The sequence below is a fragment of the Polynucleobacter sp. Latsch14-2 genome, from assembly GCF_018881925.1.
Lineage (GTDB): Bacteria > Pseudomonadota > Gammaproteobacteria > Burkholderiales > Burkholderiaceae > Polynucleobacter.
On record NZ_JACVPL010000008.1, the window covers coordinates 16611 to 37569 of the forward strand.

Genomic DNA, 20959 nt, shown 5'->3' on the forward strand with positions numbered 1-20959 from the left:
TGAAGGTCAATTTCTGCATGAAGCCTATAATATTAATGGCTTATATTTAGTCTTTTAATAGGTTTTATAGGTATTAATAGATTAAATATAGTCTATTAATTTCTCTCAGGCAGTCTTTATTTGCTATAATGAGCTAATTGGGAAAAGCGAAAACATCAAGACTTCAGGCGCGTGAGGCGGTATTTTGGCTCTCCAGCGCTTTTCAAGATTCGTCTTTAGAGTTTCATCGTCAAACGTGCAATAGGGGGTCATGTGCTTGATTTTGGTTTGGCAACTGAAGCTGAGGTGCGAGGCCAGTTGTGCCAGCGCTTGCGCACTATCCGCCTTTCTCAGGGTTTATCGCAAGCCACCCTCGCAGAAATGGCGGGGCTTAGTGTTAGTACCGTCAAGCTCATCGAAAGTAAACAGCAGTGCACTCTAGAAAATTTTGTCCGGCTGTTGATCGCCTTGGGCTTAGTGGTCGAGATGCAAGATTTATTTGTGCTTAAACCCAAATCGATTGCCATGCTCGAACGTGCGCAGCAATTTTCAGCGCAAAGAGCCCCACGACAAAAGCGCATCACCACAAAAAATCCGCTTGTGAGGTTGCCATGAAAAAGCTCGCAGTAAGCTGCTCTGCTTGGGGGCAAACATGGTCTTTGGGAAACTTAGCAGATGATGGCAGGCAACTGCTTTTTGAGTATGCGCCAGAAGCAATCGATAAAGGAATTGAGCTTTCTCCCTATAAGTTGAAATTACGTGCTGATGCTTATGGGGATTTTCCGGGCCATCAGTTACGTCTACCAGGGCTCATTGCAGATGCCTTGCCTGATGGCTGGGGATTGCATTTAATGGATCGCCTCTTTGCCAAGAGCGGTAAACCCGCTTATGAAATCTCGCCATTAGATCGCCTTGCCTTTATTGGTGAGCGCGCTATGGGGGCTTTATCGTTTTATCCGCCATCTGCTGAAGGTCTAGATATTTCTCTAGATGACTTAAGCTTATTCACCTTGGCTACCGAAGCCCAAAAAGAAATCAGCGGTCAAGAAAGTGAAGTACTCAGAGAGCTCTTGATCTTAGGCGGATCACCCCATGGTGCCAGACCCAAGGTACTGGTGAACTACGATCAGCAGAGTAGGCAAATTTCTACTCTTTTGGGTAGTGCTGGCGAGCCGTGGCTAATGAAGTTTCAGGCAAATCATGAGCATCCCGAAGTGTGTGCTATCGAAAGCCTCTATGCAGGGCTCGCGCGTGCCTGCGGCTTAGAAATGCCCTTAACGCAATACTTCGAGTTGAGTGCGCAGCTTGCTGCATTTGGTACTCAGCGTTTTGATCGGCATGCAGGTATGCGCATTCCTACGCTAACGCTGGCAGGTTTATTAGATACCGATTTTCGTATTCCCTCCGTCAATTATGAGACCTTTTTACGTGCAACACGCCTTATTACGCGAAGCGAGCAAGAGGTTGAGCGGGCATTTGAGCGTTGCGTATTTAATGTGATATTTCATAATCGAGATGACCACGCTAAGAACTTCTCTTATCGCATGAATGAAAGTTTTCAGTGGAAGCTTTCCCCTTGCTATGACCTCACCTTTAATGAGGGTCCGGCTGGGGAGCATCAAATGGATATCCAAGGCGAAGGTAAGGCCCCAGGCAAAAGCCATCTCTTACAATTAGCGGCAGCTAATAGCCTAAAGCACTCCAGAGTGTTGGACATATTTGATCGCATTTGCGCGGTTGCAGAATCTTTTGGCGCTTACAGCAAAGGTATGCCTATTCGCAGCAAGACCTTAAACGGTATCGAGCAAAAAATAGCGCAAAATCTACTGCGGATGCGCTAGCATTGAGGCAAGTAAACATTAGCCAATAAAGCGAGCCCGCATGAGCATCAAACAATTTAACGGCAGCTACATGCCAAATGAAGATCGACTGATGTTTCGCTTTAATACGGCGGAAGATGATGAATATCGCTTCTGGTTTACGCGCCGTGTAACCTTATTCATTTTGGCGGCAACCGATCACTTGGTTGAGAAGAAGCTAGAACAAAAACATGACAAGCCTGCCGCTAAAGCCATCGCGCAGTTTCAGCAAGACGCGGTAAAGGAGCAAACTAAATTTACTCACGACTATGCCCCTGCGAGTAAATATCCGATAGGCGCTGATCCTGTATTGGTGATGGATGTGAAGTGCACCATGATGCAAGTAGAAAATATCGATGTACTCTCCTTGGATTTGGTGATGCCTGGAGGTGCGAACCTAAACCTCAAACTCACAGTACCCATATTGCAAACCATGCGTTTGTTATTGGAAAGACTCGCCGCCCAAGGCAATTGGGGTCAACTGCAGCTGAATGTACCGGCACAAGTTGCGTCTACGGAAGCAGAGGTCGCGGCGCCTCCAGCTGAAGAAAAGAAAAACCTGCATTAAGCCTGATTTAACTGGCTTTTTCCTTAAATAACCCTGTTGATATGTATTTAAATATGTATTAAAATACATGCTAATATATAAATTAAGCGATAATTCTTAAAGAACAATAGGAGTTTTTGATGGAAACTTTATTAACCCGTGTCACCGCATCGTTAACCGAATTTAGAGAGCCGGGGAAGGTATTGGCAAAAGCCGGCAATGAGTCTGTGGCTATTTTGAATCGTAATGAGGTAGTGGCTTACTTGGTTCCAGTTGGCGCAATTGCTGAGATCTCTACCAGTCCGCTGGGCAAAGAAGGTTTACACAAATACCTCAAAACTGGATTACCTCAAATTCAGCACGTGATTAATTACTTGAAAGATAAGTAATTAGTGCACTATTTAACGCTAGATGAGTCTGATCTTATTGAGATTCATAAGAATGTGATCGAGCCAAATGAAATTCAGGGCTTGGCAATGAACAAGTCCTTATCTGCAGTATTGGCGCGTTTGCAAAACCGCTTAGATTTTGGGTTAATCACAGATGTGTTTCATTATGCAGCTTGCATGGGTATTTTTATTGCAAAGGCACGCTGCTTTAATGATGCCAATAAAAGAACTGCTGCCGCTGCACTACATTTAATTTTGATTGCCCACGAATGTAAGCCCAAGATTGAGAATACCGATTTAGGCGACTGGATAGTCAAATCGGTTGTTAATGAGCTATCTGAAGAGGATTTGGCTGGCTTATTACGCACGGTTTGCGAAAGCTAGTCCGCTTACCCTTTATCTTTTTGAATTCTCTTTTGTTTAACGCTTTAAGAGTGCTTGCAAACTATTTTTAAGATTACCCACGCCAAAGTAGGCGGTGAGGGGATTGGTGCTTGCTGTAGTGGTGTTGCTTTGGGGTGGCTTGCTAAAACTACCCGATAGCGTAATTACTGTGTCATCCGGCGCTTGCAGTAAGGCATTGAGTAAATTGTCTGGAATGAGGTAAGTCGCTTGATAGCCACCTGTTTTTTCTTGCCAATTACCCGCAGGAATTAGGGGATAGACTTCTTTGCCGATTTCGAAATGCTGGGGATTGCTAGCGCTAAATGCCGATGCATCATTACTTTTGTAATAGATCAGGCAAGCCACTTTATTGTTTTGACCAGGTACCGGCAAAATTCCTAAGGTAATGGGGATTTGGCTACCTACAGTAAAGAGGCTGCTATTGATGGCGAGTAATTTACTGTCGGGCGTGACTTCTACTTTCCAGCGCGCGTAGCTCGTTTGACCGGCAGTGTCTACTTTAAGAATCTGTGCTTGAGTCAGGGTGAGGACCGTGACCTTATCGCTGGTGGTCATTTGGGCGTAATCTAGTAAACGCCGGTCCACTCCCATGGCATCTAAATACTTCGCTAAGGTAGCGCTAATCTTTTGGGTGTCTTCGGTATTAATCACCTGATCAGCGCCTCGAAATTGATGCAAGCCATAACGGCTGCCCGGAGTCAGCTTGCGGGATACGCCCCCCGCAAAAGCATAGGCACAAGCGGATAAGCAATCGGGTGGACTGTAGTCGGTATTGCCAATTGTTGTGTTAAATCCGAGTTCGCGAATCGCAAGCCCCAATTGCATGCCACCCACAAGATTGCCTCCAGGGCTAGAGACTGCAACCCAGGTACCTTTTGGAAAGTTTTGCGCAAAAGATTTAAATTGTTTCGGACTATCTTTATCGATTTGCCCGGTGGCCAAAATCATCAGCTGGCATCTTGGCGTGAGCCCATCCATGCAACGCTCTTGCTTCTCAAAGCTCATGCCCCAGGCTTGCGCCGCTAGGCATACCAAGCTGGCCATGAAGGCCGTTATAAGGCGTTTGTAGGTCCCGGTCATGAGTTCCCTAAGCCTTAGAAACCCAGCGCAATCCTACGAGCGCCAAAAGAAAGCACAGCAAGGGCAGGGTTAAGGCCATTAGCAGTGCCGGCCAGGAGACTAAGGGTCCCATGCTGGACAAGAGAGAGTTAAAAAGCAGGAAGCACATACCCAGCATGATGCCACCAAATATCTTGATACCAACGCTACCTGCATGCACCTTAAGGCAACCATCCATATCTGACGGTACGATTAAATCGCTCAACATACGCATTTTATTGTGGTTTACCTGGTTGATTAATGGTTATAATTTTTATGTTTGTGAAAATCTAAAAAATCCTTTCCGCATTCTTAATTACTTCCTCATAAACAGGGGGGTTGGCGTTAGTTAATTTAGGCGCCCTGCGGAAATGATTTAATGTTAAGTCTTTGATTTGCATGGGATGTACAGAAGACTCGAAATCAGGCGTACTGTCAAAGGTACCGAGGGTTCGAATCCCTCCCTCTCCGCCAATTTCATATCAATCTAATATTTATTCCGTGGGTCTTTTGGGCGGGGCTAGCTCAGCAGATATTTCTAATTGCTGTAATAATTCATGCAAGTTTATTTTATTGGTGATTTATTTGAAGAATCTCAAATCGAATTTAATTGAGGTTCTTATCTCATTTTTGCTCTACGGATTTTTTGCGTGGGTAATATCTTGCTTTCCTCAATTAAAAAGTGGGCCACTGACTTTTTACCTGTTTATTCCGGCGGGGGTAAAACTCTTTTCTATTTTGATTTTTAGTTGGCGGGGTGCTATTGGGATTGGATTGGGTACTTTTGTACGTTTGCTCTTGGTCGATCCAAGTATTCCATGGGGCACTTGGTTGATTGTCTCTCTGGTGACAACTTCTATATTATTTTTGGCAATTGAATTGGCATTGAAGGTCTTAAAGATAGATAAAAATCTGTCTAATATTAATTATTATCAAATAGTCATTCTTGCGGTTATCGCCAGCGTGGCCAATGGTGTTGGCTTCATGCAGAGCGTAAACTTTATGACCGGTCATCACATGGATGGTGGCGCCTTTCACCATAACTTCCTAATCATCATGGCTAACTTTGCTGGAAGTGCTTTATTTGTATGTGCCTTGGTAGTAATTCTCAAACAAAAGCGAGTTATATTGGGTTTTATATCCAGGTTAAGATCTAATATAAAATGAGCAACTAACTTGATGTACATAAAAATAGAGCTTAAGACGGCTTGAACGGTATAACTAAAATGACCAAAAAACACAATTCTGCGTACATTCGCTTCCTTAATTTGATAAATGCCATAGATGAGCAGGGTGCAGATAAAAGACTTGATGCCATTGAAGAGCAGTTACTTGAACAGGTAATGCGGTCATCTTCTCAAGGGCGTGAAATTTTAGTCGGAGATTTAATCTCCTTGGGACAGATTGGTTCGCAGGCTACATTGCATGGCCGAGTCAAAAATCTTATTACTGCTGGCTATATCAACTCCATTTCAGATGCTAGTGATGGCAGAAGAAAAAAACTTCTTCCAACAAAGTTGGCGCAACAGCATTATGAAAATCTATCAATGCTACTGATTAAGGCCGCGACCGCATAAGAGGTGTTTGTTAGATTGACAGGCCCGCCTTTGAGCGGGTTTTTTAATGCCCTAAGCTTGTCTAAGAACGCTGTGCCTTGATTGCGTTCGATCAGAAAGCATTTTCTGTTGCGGTTATGGAGCTTTAGTTTTCATGATGAATTCGACTTAATTGTTGATATAAAGCAAACCTTCAATTGCTTATTGGCCTTACATTACATCAATTTATGGAGTGATGATGAGCCATGCATTGACGGCAGAAAACTTGTGGGAGGATGTTCTGGCTGTGCGTGCCCAATCTCCACTGGTTCATAGTATTACCAATTTTGTTGCCATGAATTTCAATGCAAATATGCTGCTGGCGTTGGGGGCGTCTCCTGTGATGGCGCATGCCCTTGAGGAGGTGGAAGACATGGTTGAAATTGCCCAAGCCTTGGTGTTGAATATTGGCACCTTAGAAACAGGCTGGATTCGAGCAATGACTCTGGCAAAGAGGCGGGCTCGACTGAAGGGTATTCCTGTTATTCTCGATCCCGTTGGTGCTGGTGCAACCTCCTATCGAAATTCTTGTATTGCTGAATTACTTGCAGTTGATCCACCAAATATCATTCGTGGTAATGCATCAGAAGTCATGAGTGTTGCAGGCCTATCTATAGCGACAAAAGGGGTCGATAGCTCTGCTAGCTCGGATGATGCTATTGGGGCTGCCATGGCGCTAGCTCAAAAGACCAGTGGTGTTGTATGCATCTCAGGGGTTATTGACCATGTGATGGATGGAGCGGGGCGACATATTACCTTATCAAATGGCAGCGCCTTAATGACAAAAGTTACTGGTGTAGGTTGCTCGGCGACCGCAATAATTGGTGCATTTTCTGCGGTTCAGCCGGATGTATTCAGGGCAACAGTCGGTGCAATGGCGTATTTGGGGGTTGCTGGGGAAATTGCAGAGCAGAACACTATGGCAACCAATGGTGGTTCCGGTAGTTATCAAGTCAATCTTTTGGATGTTGTTAATTTATTGGATGGGGCAATGTTTATTAAAACCCTCAAGATGGAGTTAATGAAGTACTAAAGTGAGAAAGTTGGATATATCCCTGAGCTCGTCTGGATGTAGGGAGTGTTCCATCGGATAGGTATGCCAGTCCACCTGGTAGCCAAGCTTCTCTAAAATATCAACAGATGCTTCGGCGCGTTCCGGAATAACTACCGCATCCCAAATACCATGAGCCATAAAAATAGGCGTGTTGCAATTAGCTTCGCTCTTTTCGAGTGGTAAGGATTTAGCAAGCGGGAGATAGCCTGATAGCGCCATGATTCCGGCAAGCTTATGCGGGAAACGCAAACCCACTTGTAACGACATGGCGCAGCCCTGTGAGAATCCAGCTAGGACAATATTGTCATAGGCTATACCACGGTCTGCTTCGCGCTCAATCAGGGCCGTGATAGCGGCAGCAGATTTCTGTATTCCAGATATATCCTCTCGATCTGTCAGACCCCTACCGGTGATGTCATACCAGGCTGGCATGACATAGCCACCATTTACAGTAACCGCCATGCTCGGTGCGCTTGGGAAAACAAACCGAATGGCTGGAGAGTCTTCGAGCTTGAGCTGAGGAATAATTGGCACAAAGTCATTGCCATCAGCCCCAAGGCCATGAAGCCAAATCACAGAGGCGCTGGGATTAGGGGCGGTTTCTATTTCAATACAGGGAAGGGTTGTCATGTAAATTTAATCTTTGGTTGCCAAGAGCTAATATTAAAGCTCCGTTAATATGGATGCAGCAGATTCACTCAAAAAACTCACGAAATAGGTTTTTAATGCACAGAATGTATATAGCGGTAGTAATGATGGGGAGCTTAGGTCTATTGGCCTGTGGAACTCCAGTCAGTCAGTTTGGTGTTTATAAGCAGTCAGACGGAACAGTTGGGGTGCACTCTCCAAAGTCAGCCACTCAAGAGGAGGCTCAAGTTGCCGCTGTAGAGGAATGTAAAAAATTAGGAAAGCGAACGGCGACTATTTTAGAGGGTCGTCAAACAGCCAATGATCGCTTTCCTATGACCTATTTATATCGATGTGGCGGTTAAGAAAAAACTTCTCAACTTAGTAACCACTTCTTAATAGATTTATCCACACACATAGCATCTAAGGCAATACCAAAGAATTCAGACCCATTGGTAATCATACTTTCGATTGCCTCTACCTTGCCGGATTTAACTCCCCGCAAGTAAGTTGCAACACGATAGCGCAGGAAGTGCTCGTCTTCACCTTCCTCATTGGTTGTGGAGCAAATTTCTAGGCTGCCATAGCGAGTCTCTGGATTGATGTTCAGAATTGCTAAACCCAAAGCAGCGATCAGCTTATCTGGCACTGGGATTGGTACATAGGAGTAGAGCGATACCAGCTTTTCTTCTTCATCTACTTCAATGATGTGATCAATCTCTAAAGTATCTTGCTCCGTTAGTTCAGTTTCACCTGAGTCGCCGCCACCAAAGGTGGACTCAAACTGCAGCATCGCCGTATTGCTATCTCTTGAGATCTCAATCATATCTGGGTAGCCGAGCAGACCTTTCCACCAATACATTAGAGAGAAAGTGCATGGCTTTACCTCTACCAAGCCTTCTTCAGTCGATTTGGCAAAGTAAAGACCATAAAACTCATCGTCCGACTCTAGTCCATATTGATCAACCTTAGGGGATTTGCTGGTAACCTTTTTAACTGGCTTCTTAGTCACTTTTTTACTTGCTACTTTTTTGGCAACAGGTTTCTTAACCGCCGGCTTTTTAGTAGCCGTTTTCTTGGTCGGAGCCTTTTTGGCCAGCACTTTTTTGGTTGCTGGTTTTTTCGCTAGCTTTTTCACTGCCTTTTTAGCCGCAGCTTTTTTAGCAACAGGCTTCTTAATAGCTTTCTTAGCAGGGGCTTTTTTTACCACCTTGGTAGCTACTTTCTTTTTTGCTGGTGACTTCTTTGTAGCCATGGTCTATTACCCTTCTTTTGATAGTTAGCGTGCATAGTGCACTGTCTGATATTACTGCAATTTCTATGAAGAATTGCTGCTTTTATATGAGGGTTTACCGGGCAATTTCAAGAGCATTGAGGCTTTTATAAAAAATATGTTTTTAGTGCTAGAAACTGGGTATTAGCTTGCTACACTGAAGGCGGTAGTTATGAATAACCTCTAAATTAAGAGAAACCATGTTCCCTGAATACCGCGAATTAATTAGCCACCTTAAAACTTCAGATCGTCACTTCTCCCATTTATTTGATAAACATAATAATTTAGACGCAAAGATTCTACGTATGGAATCCCACAAAGAACCTGGCACTCCTGAAGAAATTGAAATCCTGAAAAAAGAGAAATTGCTTTTGAAGGATCAGATTTATGCTGCTTTAAAGAAAGCTAGCGCTTAATTCACTCGGCCTTAATGAGCGCTTTGCTAAGCTTTTTTAAGAAAGCACGCTTTTAACAGCATATTGCCCGCTTCTGTTTTGCAGTCTACTTCATGATCACCTGAAACTAGGCGGATGCCTTTGATCTTGGTGCCAACTTTGAGGGTGGTTGAAGAGCCTTTGACCTTGAGGTCTTTAATAAGAGTTACGCTATCCCCGTCAGCCAATAGATTGCCGTTGACGTCTTTGACGATTAATCCAGCCTCTATTTCATCTGTCGCTGCCATGATTGGCCACTCATGCCCGCATTGTGCGCATACAAAATTTGCGCCATCAGGGTAGCTCATATCCTCTTGGCAGGCCGGGCATTTAGGTGAGTTATCTGAAGTGGTCATGGTCTGAAAAGATATTAGTAGGTCAAATCTAATTCTAGTCTAGTGACCAAGTCTGCACTAGAATGGTCTGGTAATGAATAAAAAGCTGAAGATCGCATTAGCCGCTTTTGTGGTGATTACCAGTCTGCTCGGTCTTGGTGCCTGGTATGCCATCTCATCGGTTAATCCAGCGCAACTTACTCAGCTATTAAGCTCTTCCGTTAAGGAGGCTACGGGCCGTGACCTAAAGATTGCAGGCCCAGTACGTCTATCTATCTTTCCATCTATTGGCGTTTACGCCGAAGATGTTTCTCTAAGTAATGCGGCTTGGGCAAGCGAACCTGATATGGTTTTTCTCAAACGTATTGAGATGGGCATCCACCTTCTTCCGCTATTGCAGAAGCGCATAGAGATTGGGCGCATTGAGTTAAGTGGTTTGGATGCACATTTGCAATCCAATACTGGAGGGCAGAGCAACTGGGTGCTTGCTGCTCCACTCGCTCAGGGGGCAGCAAATACCTCATCAAGCGGCGATAGTGATAGTTTTATCTCGATTGAAAATGTTATCGTTACCGATGCTCATATTTCTTATCAAGAGGGCGCTGGATCTCAAAAGATATTTGATGTAAAGCGACTATCTTTTACGGGGAATGGTGATAAGACTGCAATTCACTTAGAGATGAAACATGCGAATGCTCTTTTGGGAGTCAAGGGAACCATTACTTCAGTCAGGAAAATTCTGAACGACTGGGGTGTTGCCCCGCTAAAAGTGGGCGTAGACCTTACTGTCGATTTGAATGGGAAGTCACTCTTAGTCCAAGGTCAGATTCAGAAGTTACCCCAGCAATTACCTAGCTTCGACATTAATCTGAGATCCAAATCCTTTGATTTAGCTTCGCTTATAGCTGGCTCTACTGTGGCGGCATCTAGCGGCAAGTCTCCTAGCATCACCCAGAAGTCAAATCATCAGTCCAAATACTTCTTTAATGAAGATCGGCTACCTTTTGATTTGCTACCCGAGGCAAACGGCAAGCTTAATGTTGATATCGCTCAACTAGGTCTGCCATATCAATTGCCTATTCAGAATTTGAAAGCCACTTTAAGATTTGTTGGTGATCGAATTGATTTACAGGACCTCAACTTTGACTTGGGCAGCGGGCACGCGCGAGGTGATGTCTACTTGAGTCAGTTGCATGGCTCGGCTCCAGCTCTAACCATGAAGGGATTTGCAAGTGGATTTACCTTGGAGCAAATCATGGTGGATGCTAAATCTAAGGTCAGCGGTGGCGATACCAAGATTGCATTTGAGTTGAAGAGTTCCGGCACTAGCTTGCACCAACTTGCCAGCAAGGCTAATGGTAAGTTTCAAATTTCTGTCGGGAAGGCAACGCTAGCTTCTACCTTCTTGAACAAAGGTGGTGATTTTGTCATTATGGTATTAGATGCAGTCAACCCATTGCGTAAAAAAGCCAACACCACCAACTTGGAGTGCGCGGTAGCATATTTGCCAATCAATAATGGTTTGATCAGCGTTACTGATTCTGTGGGCATTGAGACCGATCGCTTGGATGTTTTACTCAATGGCTCAATTAATTTGAATAATGAGCTGATTAATCTCAATATTTACCCGCGTGAAAAATCTGGCATTACTCTGGGGGTAGATTTGGCTAATTTAATTAAATTGCAAGGCACATTGGAGAACCCAAGCGCTGGAATTGATCGGGCTGCGGTCGTTAAAAGTGCTGTATCCATTGGCTTGGGGTTTTTGACGGGCGGCGTCTCTATCTTGGCTGAAAATGCTAAATCCATGACAACCAAGTCGCAGCCTTGTAAAACGGCGCTGCATCCTTGGTCTGATATTCATGCTGGTGCCAATTAGTCCTTAAAACAGTATTCCGCTTACAAAGAGGCTGAATAATGAAATAAAAATACTGGCAAAAAATGCAGTCCAGAAGCCGGAGATGGAGAAGCCGCTGACTAGCTGAGAAACCAGCATTAATACCAGTGCATTAATAACTAATAAGAACAAGCCCATAGTTAAAACCGTGAGCGGCAGTGTAAATAAAATCAGTAGTGGCTTCACAATTGCATTAGCAAAACCAAGCAAGAGAGCGGCCACCAAGAGTGAGCCGCCATCTGCAAAGCGTAAACCGCTAAAAATATAGCTGGCTACCCAGAGGGATAAAGAGGTTAAGGCCCACTGAACTAGAAATGGCGTAAGGTTACCCATAATGAACTCCTTTGAGATGGTAATAAAATGAGGGCTAACAATCCAATCTTAATGGTAACAGCGGCTTAATAGTGTGGCGGGATGTCATCTTTAAGATTGCCTGACCCACCACCTCCGCTACTGCCGGCCTGTTCTTTAATAGATTTGAGCTCGCGATATAAAAATTCAATCTGTTGTTGTTGCTTGTAAACAATCTGGTTGAGTTTTTCGATGAGATCCTCAGTAAAACTGAGTTTGATTTCTAGGTTGGTAATTCGGTCTTCGGTCATTGAATGCTCCAGTATCTTATTCGGAGATGAGTTCAAAACGCCCATCTTCCATTTCTGCTTGTGGTCTGATCCAAAAATCATGACTTTGCATGGATTCATAAACGTAGGCTGGTTCAAGGTTAGCCTCTATATTTGCCAGAAGAACTATTTTATAAAAGCCACCAGTCTTTTTATGTTTCAGCTTGCTGCCGGGTTTAAATAAGCCATCATCAGCCGCTGCCATTCGGGGTTTTTCCATGTCAAAACTCTGCTTTCTCGGTATGATCTTGGGATGCCAAACAATGTCCCATACTCCATTCTAGATATATCTCCGATTCCACAAGGATTTACTGCGACCGATGCTTTGCGCAACTCATTGGATGTTGCCCAGCATGGAGAGAAGTGGGGCTATACGCGCTATTGGTTGGCCGAGCATCACAACATGACTGGTAATGCTAGCTCAGCGACCGCAGTGGTCATTGGCTACATCGCAGCAGGCACTTCGACTATTCGGGTTGGTTCTGGTGGCGTGATGCTTCCTAATCATGCCCCATTAGTCATTGCAGAGCAATTTGGCACCCTCGCATCACTCTTTCCGGGTAGGATCGATCTTGGGCTTGGTCGTGCGCCCGGCACGGATCAAATGACGGCAAGAGCGTTGCGCCGAGACTTATTGGGTGGTGATGATCGTTTTCCTCAGGATGTGCGTGAGTTACAACATTACTTTGGGCCGATCCAAGAAGGTCAGGCGGTTAGGGCAATTCCAGGCGCAGATACCGAGGTACCTATTTGGATTTTAGGTTCCAGCTTGTATGGCGCCCAGTTAGCGGCTCATTTCGGCTTACCTTATGCTTTCGCCTCTCATTTTGCCCCTGAGCAATTGATAGATGCCATGCAGACTTATCGCGGTTTGTTTAAGCCTTCGGATAAGCTCGCTAGCCCTTATGCTGCATTTGTGATGAATGTAGTTGCTGCGGATACAGATGAAGAGGCGCGGCATCTCTTCACAAGCTTGCAGCAGAATGTAATTCGGATGCGACGCAATACTCGCGGCCAATTTCCGCCGCCCATCGACAATCTGGATGACTTTTGTGAGCCATATGAAAAAGCAACTGCTGCTCATGCTTTGCAATGTTCCGCCGTGGGCTCTTTAGAGACAGTTAAAAAAGAAATGCAGCGCTGGATGGATCTGACCGGGGCAAATGAAGTCATTGTTACTGGTCAAATATTTGATCATCAAGCGCGATTGAAATCCTTTGATATTGCCGCTCAGGCGGCTCAGAGCTTGCGTTTAAGCCTGTCAGTCTAGAGCGTAGTCATTGTAGTTAGCAGTGATGAGAATGCCCTGCTCGGCAGCTCGACTAGCCAGCTTTAAAACTTCATTGTCCTTGCTGATTAGGATGGAGGGTCTTACTGTAAAGGCAATATCTAAAAAGATTTGATCATCAGAATCGCGGCACTTCCATGGCGCACCCTCTATACGGCCTGCATCTATTAATTGGCTTAATGCTTGCCATTGCCGAGTCATCTCTGTCTGCTGTTGATCTTCCAGAGAAAAGAGGGGGCGCGAGACGACATCGCTGAACTCCTCCATGGTGGCTAAGCTTGCGTAGGCTGCAAACTCTCGATTTTGCAAGGCGTTACTTAAGTTAGCCGCCCTAGGATCTTTGAAGACAAAAATATCGAGCAAGATATTGGTATCCAAGATAACGTGCTTCATTGCCAATACCTATTGTTAGCTATTACTGCGCCAGACCTCAGGAGTAATGGTAACTTGACCTTTGTCACTCGAGACATAAGCTTCGCCATCTTGAACGTTGATGTGAATAACCATGCTGCGCTCAACCAGTTTATTTAATTCATAAGCCTGTTCGGCAGGAATGGAGATCACCTGCAAGTTGCGAGCACGCGTAAGTTTATTGGCAATGCCATCCCACCAAATTTTGCTCGTATGCCCACCATAGCAATACACAATGACTTGATCTGATCGCCCGCATGCTTTGAGAATACGACGCTCATCTGGTTGACCAATCTCAATCCATAGTTTGATGGCATCTGTTAAATCTTTAATCCAGAGGTCGGGTTCATCAGTATCGCTTAGCCCCTTGGTAAATGTTAGCTCCTCCTGCGCGTGTAGGGCAAAGGCAATCAGTCTGACCATCATCCGCTCTTCTGTTTCTGAGGGGTGTTTGGCAATAGTGAGGGAGTGACTGCCGTAGTAATGGCGGTCAGAGTCTGCGACATGAAGGTCGGCTTTGTGGATAGTTGCGCGGAGAGCCATGGCGCATTATCGCCTTTAAAACCGAGTCCAAACCCCTAGGGTATGATTTTGTTTAAAATACCACTTAATTTCTGTGTATCGTAGAGTCCCATGATCCGTATTACTGAACTGCGCTTACCTATTGAGCACCCGCCTGAGGCGGTGGAGGCTGCAATTTTGAAGCGTCTACATTTAGACCCAAAAGATTTACATCACTTTACTGTTTTTAAGCGTAGCTACGATGCCAGGAAAAATGTTGCGCTAGCATTTATTTACACCATTGATCTCTCTGTTAAAGATGAGGAAGGTGTATTGAAGCAATTTTCAAATGACATTCATATTAGACTCTCACCTGACACAAGTTATCACTTCGTTGCCAAGGCGCCAGAGAGCATTCAGTCTGGAAAGCTCCTCCGACCAGTAGTGATTGGTTTTGGGCCCTGCGGAATATTCGCTGCTCTTGTTCTAGCGCAAATGGGATTTAAACCCATCGTGCTCGAGAGGGGCAAAAAAGTTCGTGAGCGCACTCAAGACACTTGGGGATTGTGGCGTAAAAATGTCCTCAATCCAGAATCCAATGTGCAGTTTGGTGAAGGTGGAGCGGGTACATTTTCAGACGGTAAGCTTTGGAGTCAAATTAAGGATCCAAAGTTCTACGGTCGCAAGGTATTGAATGAATTTGTAAAAGCTGGGGCGCCAGAAGAAATTTTATATGTTGCCAAACCTCATATCGGCACATTCCGCTTAGTAGGGATGGTTGAAAAAATTCGGGAAGAAATTATTTCCTTGGGTGGCGAGATTCGCTTCTCCCAAAAGGTGGTTGGCTTTGATATTGAGAATGATCAAATTCAGGGCGTCAAAATTGAAGGTCACGATGACCTGCCGGCTAATCATGTAGTTCTCGCCCTTGGGCATAGTGCTCGCGATACCTTTCAAGTATTACATGCCGCCGGAGTGTATATGGAAGCTAAGCCGTTCTCGGTTGGTTTTCGTATAGAGCATCCCCAATCACTTATTGATAAAGCCCGTTTAGGTCCGCATGCTGGTAACCCTATGATTGGCGCTGCTGACTATAAGTTAGTGCATCACGCTAAAAATGGCCGCTCGGTTTATAGCTTTTGCATGTGCCCAGGCGGTACAGTCGTTGCGGCTACCTCGGAGCCAAATCGTGTAGTTACAAATGGGATGAGTCAGTACTCTCGGAATGAGCGTAACGCAAATGCTGGGATCGTTGTTGGCATTACCCCTGATGATTATCCTGGCGGGGCGATGGCTGGTATTGAATTTCAACGAGCGATTGAATCCAAAGCGTATATTCTTGGTGGCTCGACATATGAAGCTCCCGGCCAGTTGGTTGGAGACTTTTTGGCAGGCAAGACTTCAACTGAGTTCGGCAGTGTTACGCCCTCGTACAAGCCTGGTGTTCATTTAACGGATTTAGCAGACAGCTTGCCACCCTATGCTATTGAGGCAATCAGAGAGGCAATCCCCGCCTTTGAAAAGCAAATCAAAGGGTTTTCCATGAAAGATGCGGTTTTAACGGGTGTGGAGACCAGAACTTCTTCGCCATTGCGCATTACACGAGGTCCAAATTTTCAAAGTTTGAACGTCAAGGGTCTGTATCCTGCAGGTGAGGGCGCTGGGTATGCTGGTGGAATCTTGTCGGCAGGCGTCGATGGGATTAAAGTGGCAGAAGCAGTCGCGCTTGATTGTCTTTCTCAATAATTCTCATTTAATATTGATTCGTCTTTATGGGTATAGCAGTGGTTAATTCCTCAAATAATGAAGTAGAAGTGTTATTCCACCCAGAGCTTTTGCAAAAGTTCGATATTAATGGTCCGCGCTATACCTCATATCCAAGCGCTGATCGCTTTCATAACGAATTCGCCGAGGCAGACTATTTAGGTGCACTACAACGTGTTGCTAAAGTTGATGAGCCTTTATCGCTTTATTTTCATTTGCCCTTTTGCCCCAACATTTGTTACTACTGTGGTTGCAATAAAATTATTACTAAAGATCACGGTCGTAGCGCTAAATACATTAAGTACGTAGCCAAAGAAATGGCTATGGTTACGGCGGTAATGGGAGCCCAGAAAAAAATTCCCATTACCCAATTGCATTGGGGTGGTGGCACACCGACTTTCTTGTCGCATGAAGAGATGACTGAGCTGATGTTCCATACGCGTGAACATTTTGACTTACTTCCAGGCGGGGAATACTCGATTGAGATTGATCCACGCCGCGTTACCGAGGCGGACATTAAATTATTATCTGAGCTCGGATTTAATCGAATTAGCCTGGGAGTTCAGGACTTTAATTTAGCGGTGCAAGAGGCAGTGCATCGTGTTCAAACTGTTGAGGAAACTCGTGCGGTTATGGACTGGTCCAGAAAGTATGGTTTTAAATCTAGAAGTGTGGATTTAATCTATGGGTTACCAAAGCAAACGCCTGAGACATTTAAAGAAACAGTGGATTTAGTGTTGCAAATGAATCCCGATAGGTTATCTGTCTACAATTACGCTCATCTGCCACACATCTTTAAGCCACAGCGCAGAATTTCTGAGGCGGAATTACCGCCCGCTGCCGATAAGCTCACTATTCTCTCAAATACGATTGAGCGCCTTGGTCAGGCTGGTTATGTCTTTATTGGTATGGATCATTTTGCTCAGCCCGATGACGAGTTGGCCATTGCTCAAAAAGAGGGTAAGTTGCATCGCAACTTCCAAGGCTACTCAACTCAAGCCGAGTGTGACTTATTAGCTTTTGGTATTTCTTCGATTGGTAAGGTTGATGATTGCTATTCTCAAAACGTGAGAACCTTAGATGAGTATTACGCTGCAATTGATGATGGTCATCTGCCTACTCTAAGGGGTATGCGTTTAGATAAAGACGATCTATTGCGTCGCGAACTCATTGGGGAGTTAATGTGCCAATTTGCACTCGATACTGAGCAATTCGCAAAAGATCATGGGATTGAATTTTCTAAGTACTTCAAAGTAGAACTTGAGGAGCTCAAGGGCTTGGAAGATGCTGGGCTTCTTGAGTGGCAGGGCTCTCGAATGGTGGTGCCTATTAAAGGTCGCCTACTTGCTAGGCGCGTAGCCATGACCTTTGATCGTCATTTACGAGAATCTCAAGCACGCGGAACTTATTCGAAAGTCCTATAAAAATATCAAAAGTTGCCTAGTTTGATGTAGATCAAAAACTCCACAAAAGATTGTTGCTTTTAAGCAAGCGTTGATAAATTAATGACAGTGGGTTTGATACAAGTCAAATCCATTTCCTCCTCCCAATTTGAAAATGAATCCATCAAATTGAAAAAAAGAGGGAAATATCATGCGTCTCAAATCACTAGTGGTGGCTATGGCAGCTGTAGCTTCATTGGCACCGGCTGCTTCTCAGGCCCAGTCATCCAGCGAAAATCCATGGATGGTGCGTGTACGTGCAACAGACTTAATTTGGCAGAATGGCCAGACCAATGCTGTCAGTACGCTCAATGTTAAGGCGGAAAATAAAGTTATTCCAGAATTCGACGTTTCCTATTTCTTTACGAAAAATATTGCAACTGAATTGGTTTTGACTTACCCACAAGCGATTCAAATTAATGCTGGCAGTAGCAAGCTTGGAACCATTAAAGCACTTCCACCATCACTCTTACTGCAGTACCACTTCACTGAATTGGGTGCATTTAAGCCTTATGTTGGCGCTGGTATCAATTACACTATTTTTAGTAGTCGTAGCAATTTGGGTAATGGAACCTATTCTGTGGCTAGCTCTAGCACTGGCTTTGCTGGTCAAGTGGGCGCTGACTATATGTTCGATAAGAACTGGGGTCTGAATATTGATGTTAAATACATCACGATGGCCACTGATGTTACGGTGGTTTCTTCAGGTGCTAATGCGGGTAAGTTAACCCTCAACCCATGGACACCGTCTATAGGTGTGACATACAAGTTCTAGGAATTCAGTTCTTGGTTCTTGGGGTAGGGCTCCTGAAGGAGCCCTATTTTTTTCATCTTTTTTATTGAGTCAGTTGATCAACTAGTTCCTCAAAGCGCTCTTCGTTGAACTGAAGATTATCGAATCGAAAAATAGCCGGATGAGTTGGGGGCTCAATTCTGCGTTTGGCATACTGATCCCAGTTTGCAAGCTTCCAATCATCTCGTGGATCGCCGCGTTTCTCCATGCGGAACTTTGCCTCCCCCATTGCCAGATCTATCCAAGCAACTCGGATGTGAGTTTCTGGTGGAATTCCCAATGCTGCGGGGTCGAAAATCTTGCCACTTTGAATCTCTTTCGAGAATGGGCCAACAAGAATGACATTTACCCCAAGCAAGAGATTTTCTCGGGCAATATCTATCAGGCCGGAATATTCCCAATTTCGTAGGTTCTCAAGGTAGTAGGGGCTATCACGATCGTTGGGGTTATGAGTGGTGAGTTCCATGACATGGGAGCTATAAGCGCCATAAGCCGTATCTTTATCTAGAAAGAAAAAATCTTTCCCTGTTTTTTGAATAATCAGGGGTAGAGCCTTTTTGGCTAGTGTGGATTTTCCAGTTCCAGCATGGCCTGAAAACAGAATCAGATAGGGCGTTGCTGGGGACAAGGAGGTAAACGTTGTGGAACTCATTTATAGGTAGTCTCGCAGAAATTAAGGGAAATATCCCGTCTTTTGCTGAAGCGATGATAATGTCGCCATGGCTTTAATCGTACTTACTGATGCAAAACTGGCTTTTGGCCATGTTGACCTCCTCGCAAACACCGCTTTTTCTTTGGAATCTGGCGAACGTGTAGGCTTAATTGGCCGCAATGGCACTGGTAAATCTTCCTTGTTGAAGATTCTGGCTGGCATAGAAAAGCTAGATGATGGCTTATTGCAATACCAGCAAGGTCTACGGATTGCTTATGTACCTCAGGAGCCGATTTTTGAAGCTAATGAAACTGTCTTTGATGCAGTTTCTCAGGGCGTTGCGCAGGCCAAGGCATTGCGTGAGGAATACGAGGCCCTAAGTATTGGCGAGTGGGATGATGCATCCCATCATCGCTTAGATGAGGTTCAGTCCCAATTGGAGGCTGTCAGTGGATGGAATTGGGAGCAGCGTGTTCACGAAACCTTAGATCGACTGCATCTTGAAGCTGATCTCAAGATTAATACATTGTCTGGCGGAACTAAAAAACGCGTTGCTCTAGCTCGCGCCTTAGTCGAGGTGCCCGATGTACTCATTTTGGACGAGCCTACCAACCACTTGGACTTGGACTCGATTGCGTGGCTAGAAGAACTCCTGAAAGAATATCAAGGTTCGGTCATATTAGTTACTCATGATCGTGCATTTTTGGATAATGTGTGCACACAAATTGTCGAGCTCGACCGCGGTATTTTGCGCTCCTATCCGGGTAATTTCTCTGCCTATGAGGTTCTCAAAGATCAGGAAATGAATTCTGAGTCGCTGGCTAATGCTAGGGCTGACAAATTACTTGCTCAAGAAGAGGTATGGATTCGCAAAGGGGTTGAGGCGCGCCGCACAAGAAGCGTTGCCCGCATTGCTCGCTTAGAAAACCTGCGCGTGAGTCGCTCACAAAGACGTGATGCTATCGGTCAGGTTAAGTTGGCTGTATCAGCAGGGGATCGTAGCGGCAAGATTGTTGCAGACCTGCAAAATGTTTCCAAGGCTTACGACCGACCAATCGTAGCGGATTTCACAGCAACGATTTTACGTGGTGACAAGGTTGGTTTCTTGGGCCCTAATGGTGCGGGTAAAACGACTTTACTCAAGTTAATTCTGGGGACAATTGCACCGGATTCTGGTACGGCGACTATGGGTACTCGCATTGAGGTTGCTTACTTTGACCAAATGCGCGAGGGCTTAGATCTTAATGCTTCTCTGGAAGATTACATTAGCCCTGGTAGTGAATGGATTGAGATTAATGGCAATCGCAAACATGTAAAAAGTTATTTAAGTGACTTCTTGTTTTCTCCGGAGCGTACAAATTCTCCTGTAAGCACTTTATCTGGCGGTGAGCGTAACCGCTTATTGCTGGCGCGCTTATTTGCAAGACCGGCTAATGTATTGGTGCTTGATGAACCAACCAATGATTTGGATATTGATACTTTAGATTTGCTCGAGCAGTTATTGCAAGACTATAAGGGCACTGTATTTCTGGTGAGTCACGATCGATATTTTTTGGATAATGTGGTTACCAGCATCATTGCCAATGAAGGTGATGGCTTTTGGCGTGAGTATGAGGGCGGTTACGAGGATTGGAAGATTCAAAAAGCGCGTTCGGATAAGATTCGCGCAGCCAATAGCTCAGCAAAGCCCGAGCAAGTTGTTAAACCTGCCGAGAAGCCCGCGTCGAAGGCTGAAATAAAGTCAGCGCCAGTCAGTAGCGGCGTGCAAAAACTCAATGGTAAGGAGCGTCAAGAGCTCGAAACTTTACCTTTGCAGATTGAGAGTCTTGAAACGGAGCAGGCAGATATCGGGATTGAAATGAGTAACCCTGATTTATATAAAAATGAGCCTGAGTTGGCAGCTAGCATGCAAGCTCGTCTATCTGAGGTTACGGCCGAATTAGAGCAGAAGATGCAGCGTTGGGAATCTTTATTGCAAAGGGCGGAGGCTTAGTTT

General features: G+C 44.9%; 26 protein-coding genes and 1 pseudogene. 16 read left to right on the plus strand and 11 right to left on the minus strand.

Features of this window, described 5'->3' with window-relative positions; genetic code table 11:
- The first annotated feature begins 252 nt into the window (after positions 1 to 252).
- The 5 genes from ICN46_RS07910 to ICN46_RS07930 all read left to right on the plus strand — a co-directional run bounded on the left by ICN46_RS07910 (position 253) and on the right by ICN46_RS07930 (position 3158).
- Positions 253 to 594 (plus strand): helix-turn-helix domain-containing protein, encoded by a 342-nt coding sequence (locus tag ICN46_RS07910; protein WP_370625506.1) that lies wholly within the window; start codon positions 253 to 255, stop codon positions 592 to 594.
- Positions 591 to 1820 (plus strand): type II toxin-antitoxin system HipA family toxin, encoded by a 1230-nt coding sequence (locus ICN46_RS07915; protein WP_216207011.1) that lies wholly within the window; start codon positions 591 to 593, stop codon positions 1818 to 1820. The genes ICN46_RS07910 and ICN46_RS07915 overlap by 4 nt, the downstream gene beginning before the upstream one ends.
- 40 nt (positions 1821 to 1860) lie before the next feature.
- Complete coding sequence (locus tag ICN46_RS07920) at positions 1861 to 2406, plus strand: hypothetical protein (RefSeq protein ID WP_216207013.1); 546 nt, start codon at positions 1861 to 1863, stop codon at positions 2404 to 2406.
- 119 nt (positions 2407 to 2525) lie between these two features.
- On the plus strand, positions 2526 to 2774 hold the full coding sequence (locus ICN46_RS07925) for a hypothetical protein (RefSeq protein WP_216207016.1): 249 nt from the start codon (positions 2526 to 2528) through the stop codon (positions 2772 to 2774).
- A gap of 3 nt (positions 2775 to 2777) precedes the next feature.
- On the plus strand, positions 2778 to 3158 hold the full coding sequence (locus ICN46_RS07930) for a type II toxin-antitoxin system death-on-curing family toxin (protein WP_216207019.1): 381 nt from the start codon (positions 2778 to 2780) through the stop codon (positions 3156 to 3158).
- Between the two features lie 36 nt (positions 3159 to 3194).
- On the opposite strand, the gene ICN46_RS07935 is transcribed toward ICN46_RS07930, so the two are convergent.
- Together ICN46_RS07935 and ICN46_RS12100 are read right to left on the minus strand one after the other, a co-directional pair.
- On the minus strand, positions 3195 to 4259 hold the full coding sequence (locus ICN46_RS07935) for a COG3904 family protein (RefSeq protein ID WP_216207022.1): 1065 nt from the start codon (positions 4257 to 4259) through the stop codon (positions 3195 to 3197).
- 206 nt (positions 4260 to 4465) lie between these two features.
- Positions 4466 to 4534, minus strand: a pseudogene (locus ICN46_RS12100) (integrase core domain-containing protein); the annotation flags it as partial.
- Between the two features lie 328 nt (positions 4535 to 4862).
- Here ICN46_RS12100 and ICN46_RS07945 point away from each other — a divergent pair.
- From ICN46_RS07945 to thiM, 3 genes are all read left to right on the plus strand, one after another.
- Positions 4863 to 5444, plus strand: a complete 582-nt coding sequence (locus tag ICN46_RS07945; protein WP_216207025.1) for a hypothetical protein — start codon at positions 4863 to 4865, stop codon at positions 5442 to 5444.
- A gap of 59 nt (positions 5445 to 5503) precedes the next feature.
- The gene (locus tag ICN46_RS07950) at positions 5504 to 5854 is read left to right on the plus strand and encodes a hypothetical protein (RefSeq protein ID WP_216207027.1); all 351 of its coding nucleotides are present in this window, start codon (positions 5504 to 5506) and stop codon (positions 5852 to 5854) included.
- A gap of 214 nt (positions 5855 to 6068) precedes the next feature.
- Entirely contained in the window at positions 6069 to 6905 is an 837-nt protein-coding gene (gene thiM, locus ICN46_RS07955; protein ID WP_370625508.1) for a hydroxyethylthiazole kinase, read from the plus strand.
- On the opposite strand, the gene ICN46_RS07960 is transcribed toward thiM, so the two are convergent.
- The gene (locus ICN46_RS07960; RefSeq protein WP_216207035.1) at positions 6891 to 7556 is read right to left on the minus strand and encodes an alpha/beta hydrolase; all 666 of its coding nucleotides are present in this window, start codon (positions 7554 to 7556) and stop codon (positions 6891 to 6893) included. The two genes, thiM and ICN46_RS07960, sit on opposite strands and share 15 nt — an antisense overlap.
- 95 nt (positions 7557 to 7651) lie before the next feature.
- Here ICN46_RS07960 and ICN46_RS07965 point away from each other — a divergent pair, with 95 nt between their 5' ends.
- The gene (locus tag ICN46_RS07965) at positions 7652 to 7918 is read left to right on the plus strand and encodes a hypothetical protein (protein ID WP_216207038.1); all 267 of its coding nucleotides are present in this window, start codon (positions 7652 to 7654) and stop codon (positions 7916 to 7918) included.
- An 11-nt stretch (positions 7919 to 7929) separates the two neighbouring features.
- On the opposite strand, the gene ICN46_RS07970 is transcribed toward ICN46_RS07965, so the two are convergent.
- On the minus strand, positions 7930 to 8808 hold the full coding sequence (locus ICN46_RS07970; RefSeq protein ID WP_216207041.1) for a hypothetical protein: 879 nt from the start codon (positions 8806 to 8808) through the stop codon (positions 7930 to 7932).
- A 218-nt stretch (positions 8809 to 9026) separates the two neighbouring features.
- Between ICN46_RS07970 and ICN46_RS07975 the strand changes: the two genes are divergently transcribed.
- A complete protein-coding gene (locus tag ICN46_RS07975; RefSeq protein WP_216207043.1) occupies positions 9027 to 9242 on the plus strand; it encodes an HP1242/YdcH family protein in 216 nt (71 codons plus the stop codon).
- A gap of 26 nt (positions 9243 to 9268) precedes the next feature.
- On the opposite strand, the gene ICN46_RS07980 is transcribed toward ICN46_RS07975, so the two are convergent.
- Positions 9269 to 9616 (minus strand): zinc ribbon domain-containing protein YjdM, encoded by a 348-nt coding sequence (locus ICN46_RS07980; protein WP_216207046.1) that lies wholly within the window; start codon positions 9614 to 9616, stop codon positions 9269 to 9271.
- Positions 9617 to 9689: 73 nt separating this feature from the next.
- Here ICN46_RS07980 and ICN46_RS07985 point away from each other — a divergent pair, with 73 nt between their 5' ends.
- Entirely contained in the window at positions 9690 to 11474 is a 1785-nt protein-coding gene (locus ICN46_RS07985) for an AsmA family protein (protein WP_216207048.1), read from the plus strand.
- Between the two features lie 3 nt (positions 11475 to 11477).
- Here ICN46_RS07985 and ICN46_RS07990 read toward each other — a convergent pair whose 3' ends face one another.
- The 3 genes from ICN46_RS07990 to ICN46_RS08000 form a co-directional block, all read right to left on the minus strand.
- Positions 11478 to 11828: a phage holin family protein gene (locus tag ICN46_RS07990; protein ID WP_216207274.1), complete on the minus strand. Its 351-nt coding sequence runs from the start codon at positions 11826 to 11828 to the stop codon at positions 11478 to 11480.
- Between the two features lie 62 nt (positions 11829 to 11890).
- Positions 11891 to 12094, minus strand: a complete 204-nt coding sequence (locus tag ICN46_RS07995; RefSeq protein WP_216207050.1) for a SlyX family protein — start codon at positions 12092 to 12094, stop codon at positions 11891 to 11893.
- Positions 12095 to 12110: 16 nt separating this feature from the next.
- Positions 12111 to 12332, minus strand: coding sequence for a hypothetical protein (locus ICN46_RS08000; RefSeq protein ID WP_216207053.1), 222 nt, complete (start codon positions 12330 to 12332; stop codon positions 12111 to 12113).
- A gap of 33 nt (positions 12333 to 12365) precedes the next feature.
- On the opposite strand from ICN46_RS08000, the gene ICN46_RS08005 reads away from it, so the two are divergent.
- Complete coding sequence (locus ICN46_RS08005) at positions 12366 to 13382, plus strand: LLM class flavin-dependent oxidoreductase (RefSeq protein ID WP_216207056.1); 1017 nt, start codon at positions 12366 to 12368, stop codon at positions 13380 to 13382.
- On the opposite strand, the gene ICN46_RS08010 is transcribed toward ICN46_RS08005, so the two are convergent.
- Together ICN46_RS08010 and ICN46_RS08015 are read right to left on the minus strand one after the other, a co-directional pair.
- Positions 13374 to 13793 (minus strand): putative toxin-antitoxin system toxin component, PIN family, encoded by a 420-nt coding sequence (locus ICN46_RS08010; RefSeq protein WP_216207060.1) that lies wholly within the window; start codon positions 13791 to 13793, stop codon positions 13374 to 13376. The two genes, ICN46_RS08005 and ICN46_RS08010, sit on opposite strands and share 9 nt — an antisense overlap.
- Positions 13794 to 13808: 15 nt before the next feature.
- The gene (locus ICN46_RS08015) at positions 13809 to 14354 is read right to left on the minus strand and encodes a YaeQ family protein (protein WP_216207063.1); all 546 of its coding nucleotides are present in this window, start codon (positions 14352 to 14354) and stop codon (positions 13809 to 13811) included.
- A gap of 90 nt (positions 14355 to 14444) precedes the next feature.
- On the opposite strand from ICN46_RS08015, the gene ICN46_RS08020 reads away from it, so the two are divergent.
- The 3 genes from ICN46_RS08020 (at position 14445) to ICN46_RS08030 (ending at position 18293) form a co-directional block, all read left to right on the plus strand.
- Positions 14445 to 16058: an NAD(P)/FAD-dependent oxidoreductase gene (locus ICN46_RS08020; RefSeq protein WP_216207066.1), complete on the plus strand. Its 1614-nt coding sequence runs from the start codon at positions 14445 to 14447 to the stop codon at positions 16056 to 16058.
- Between the two features lie 26 nt (positions 16059 to 16084).
- Positions 16085 to 17500 carry an oxygen-independent coproporphyrinogen III oxidase gene (hemN, locus tag ICN46_RS08025; RefSeq protein WP_216207069.1) on the plus strand — a complete coding sequence of 472 codons (1416 nt, stop codon included), beginning with the start codon at positions 16085 to 16087 and terminating at the stop codon, positions 17498 to 17500.
- Positions 17501 to 17669: 169 nt separating this feature from the next.
- Positions 17670 to 18293 (plus strand): OmpW/AlkL family protein, encoded by a 624-nt coding sequence (locus tag ICN46_RS08030; protein ID WP_216207072.1) that lies wholly within the window; start codon positions 17670 to 17672, stop codon positions 18291 to 18293.
- 61 nt (positions 18294 to 18354) lie between these two features.
- Here the strand turns inward: ICN46_RS08030 and ICN46_RS08035 are convergent, their stop codons facing one another.
- Positions 18355 to 18963: a P-loop nucleotide/nucleoside kinase family protein gene (locus ICN46_RS08035; protein ID WP_216207075.1), complete on the minus strand. Its 609-nt coding sequence runs from the start codon at positions 18961 to 18963 to the stop codon at positions 18355 to 18357.
- Between the two features lie 67 nt (positions 18964 to 19030).
- Here ICN46_RS08035 and ICN46_RS08040 point away from each other — a divergent pair, with 67 nt between their 5' ends.
- Positions 19031 to 20956 carry an ATP-binding cassette domain-containing protein gene (locus tag ICN46_RS08040; RefSeq protein WP_216207078.1) on the plus strand — a complete coding sequence of 642 codons (1926 nt, stop codon included), beginning with the start codon at positions 19031 to 19033 and terminating at the stop codon, positions 20954 to 20956.
- The last annotated feature ends 3 nt before the right edge of the window (positions 20957 to 20959 follow it).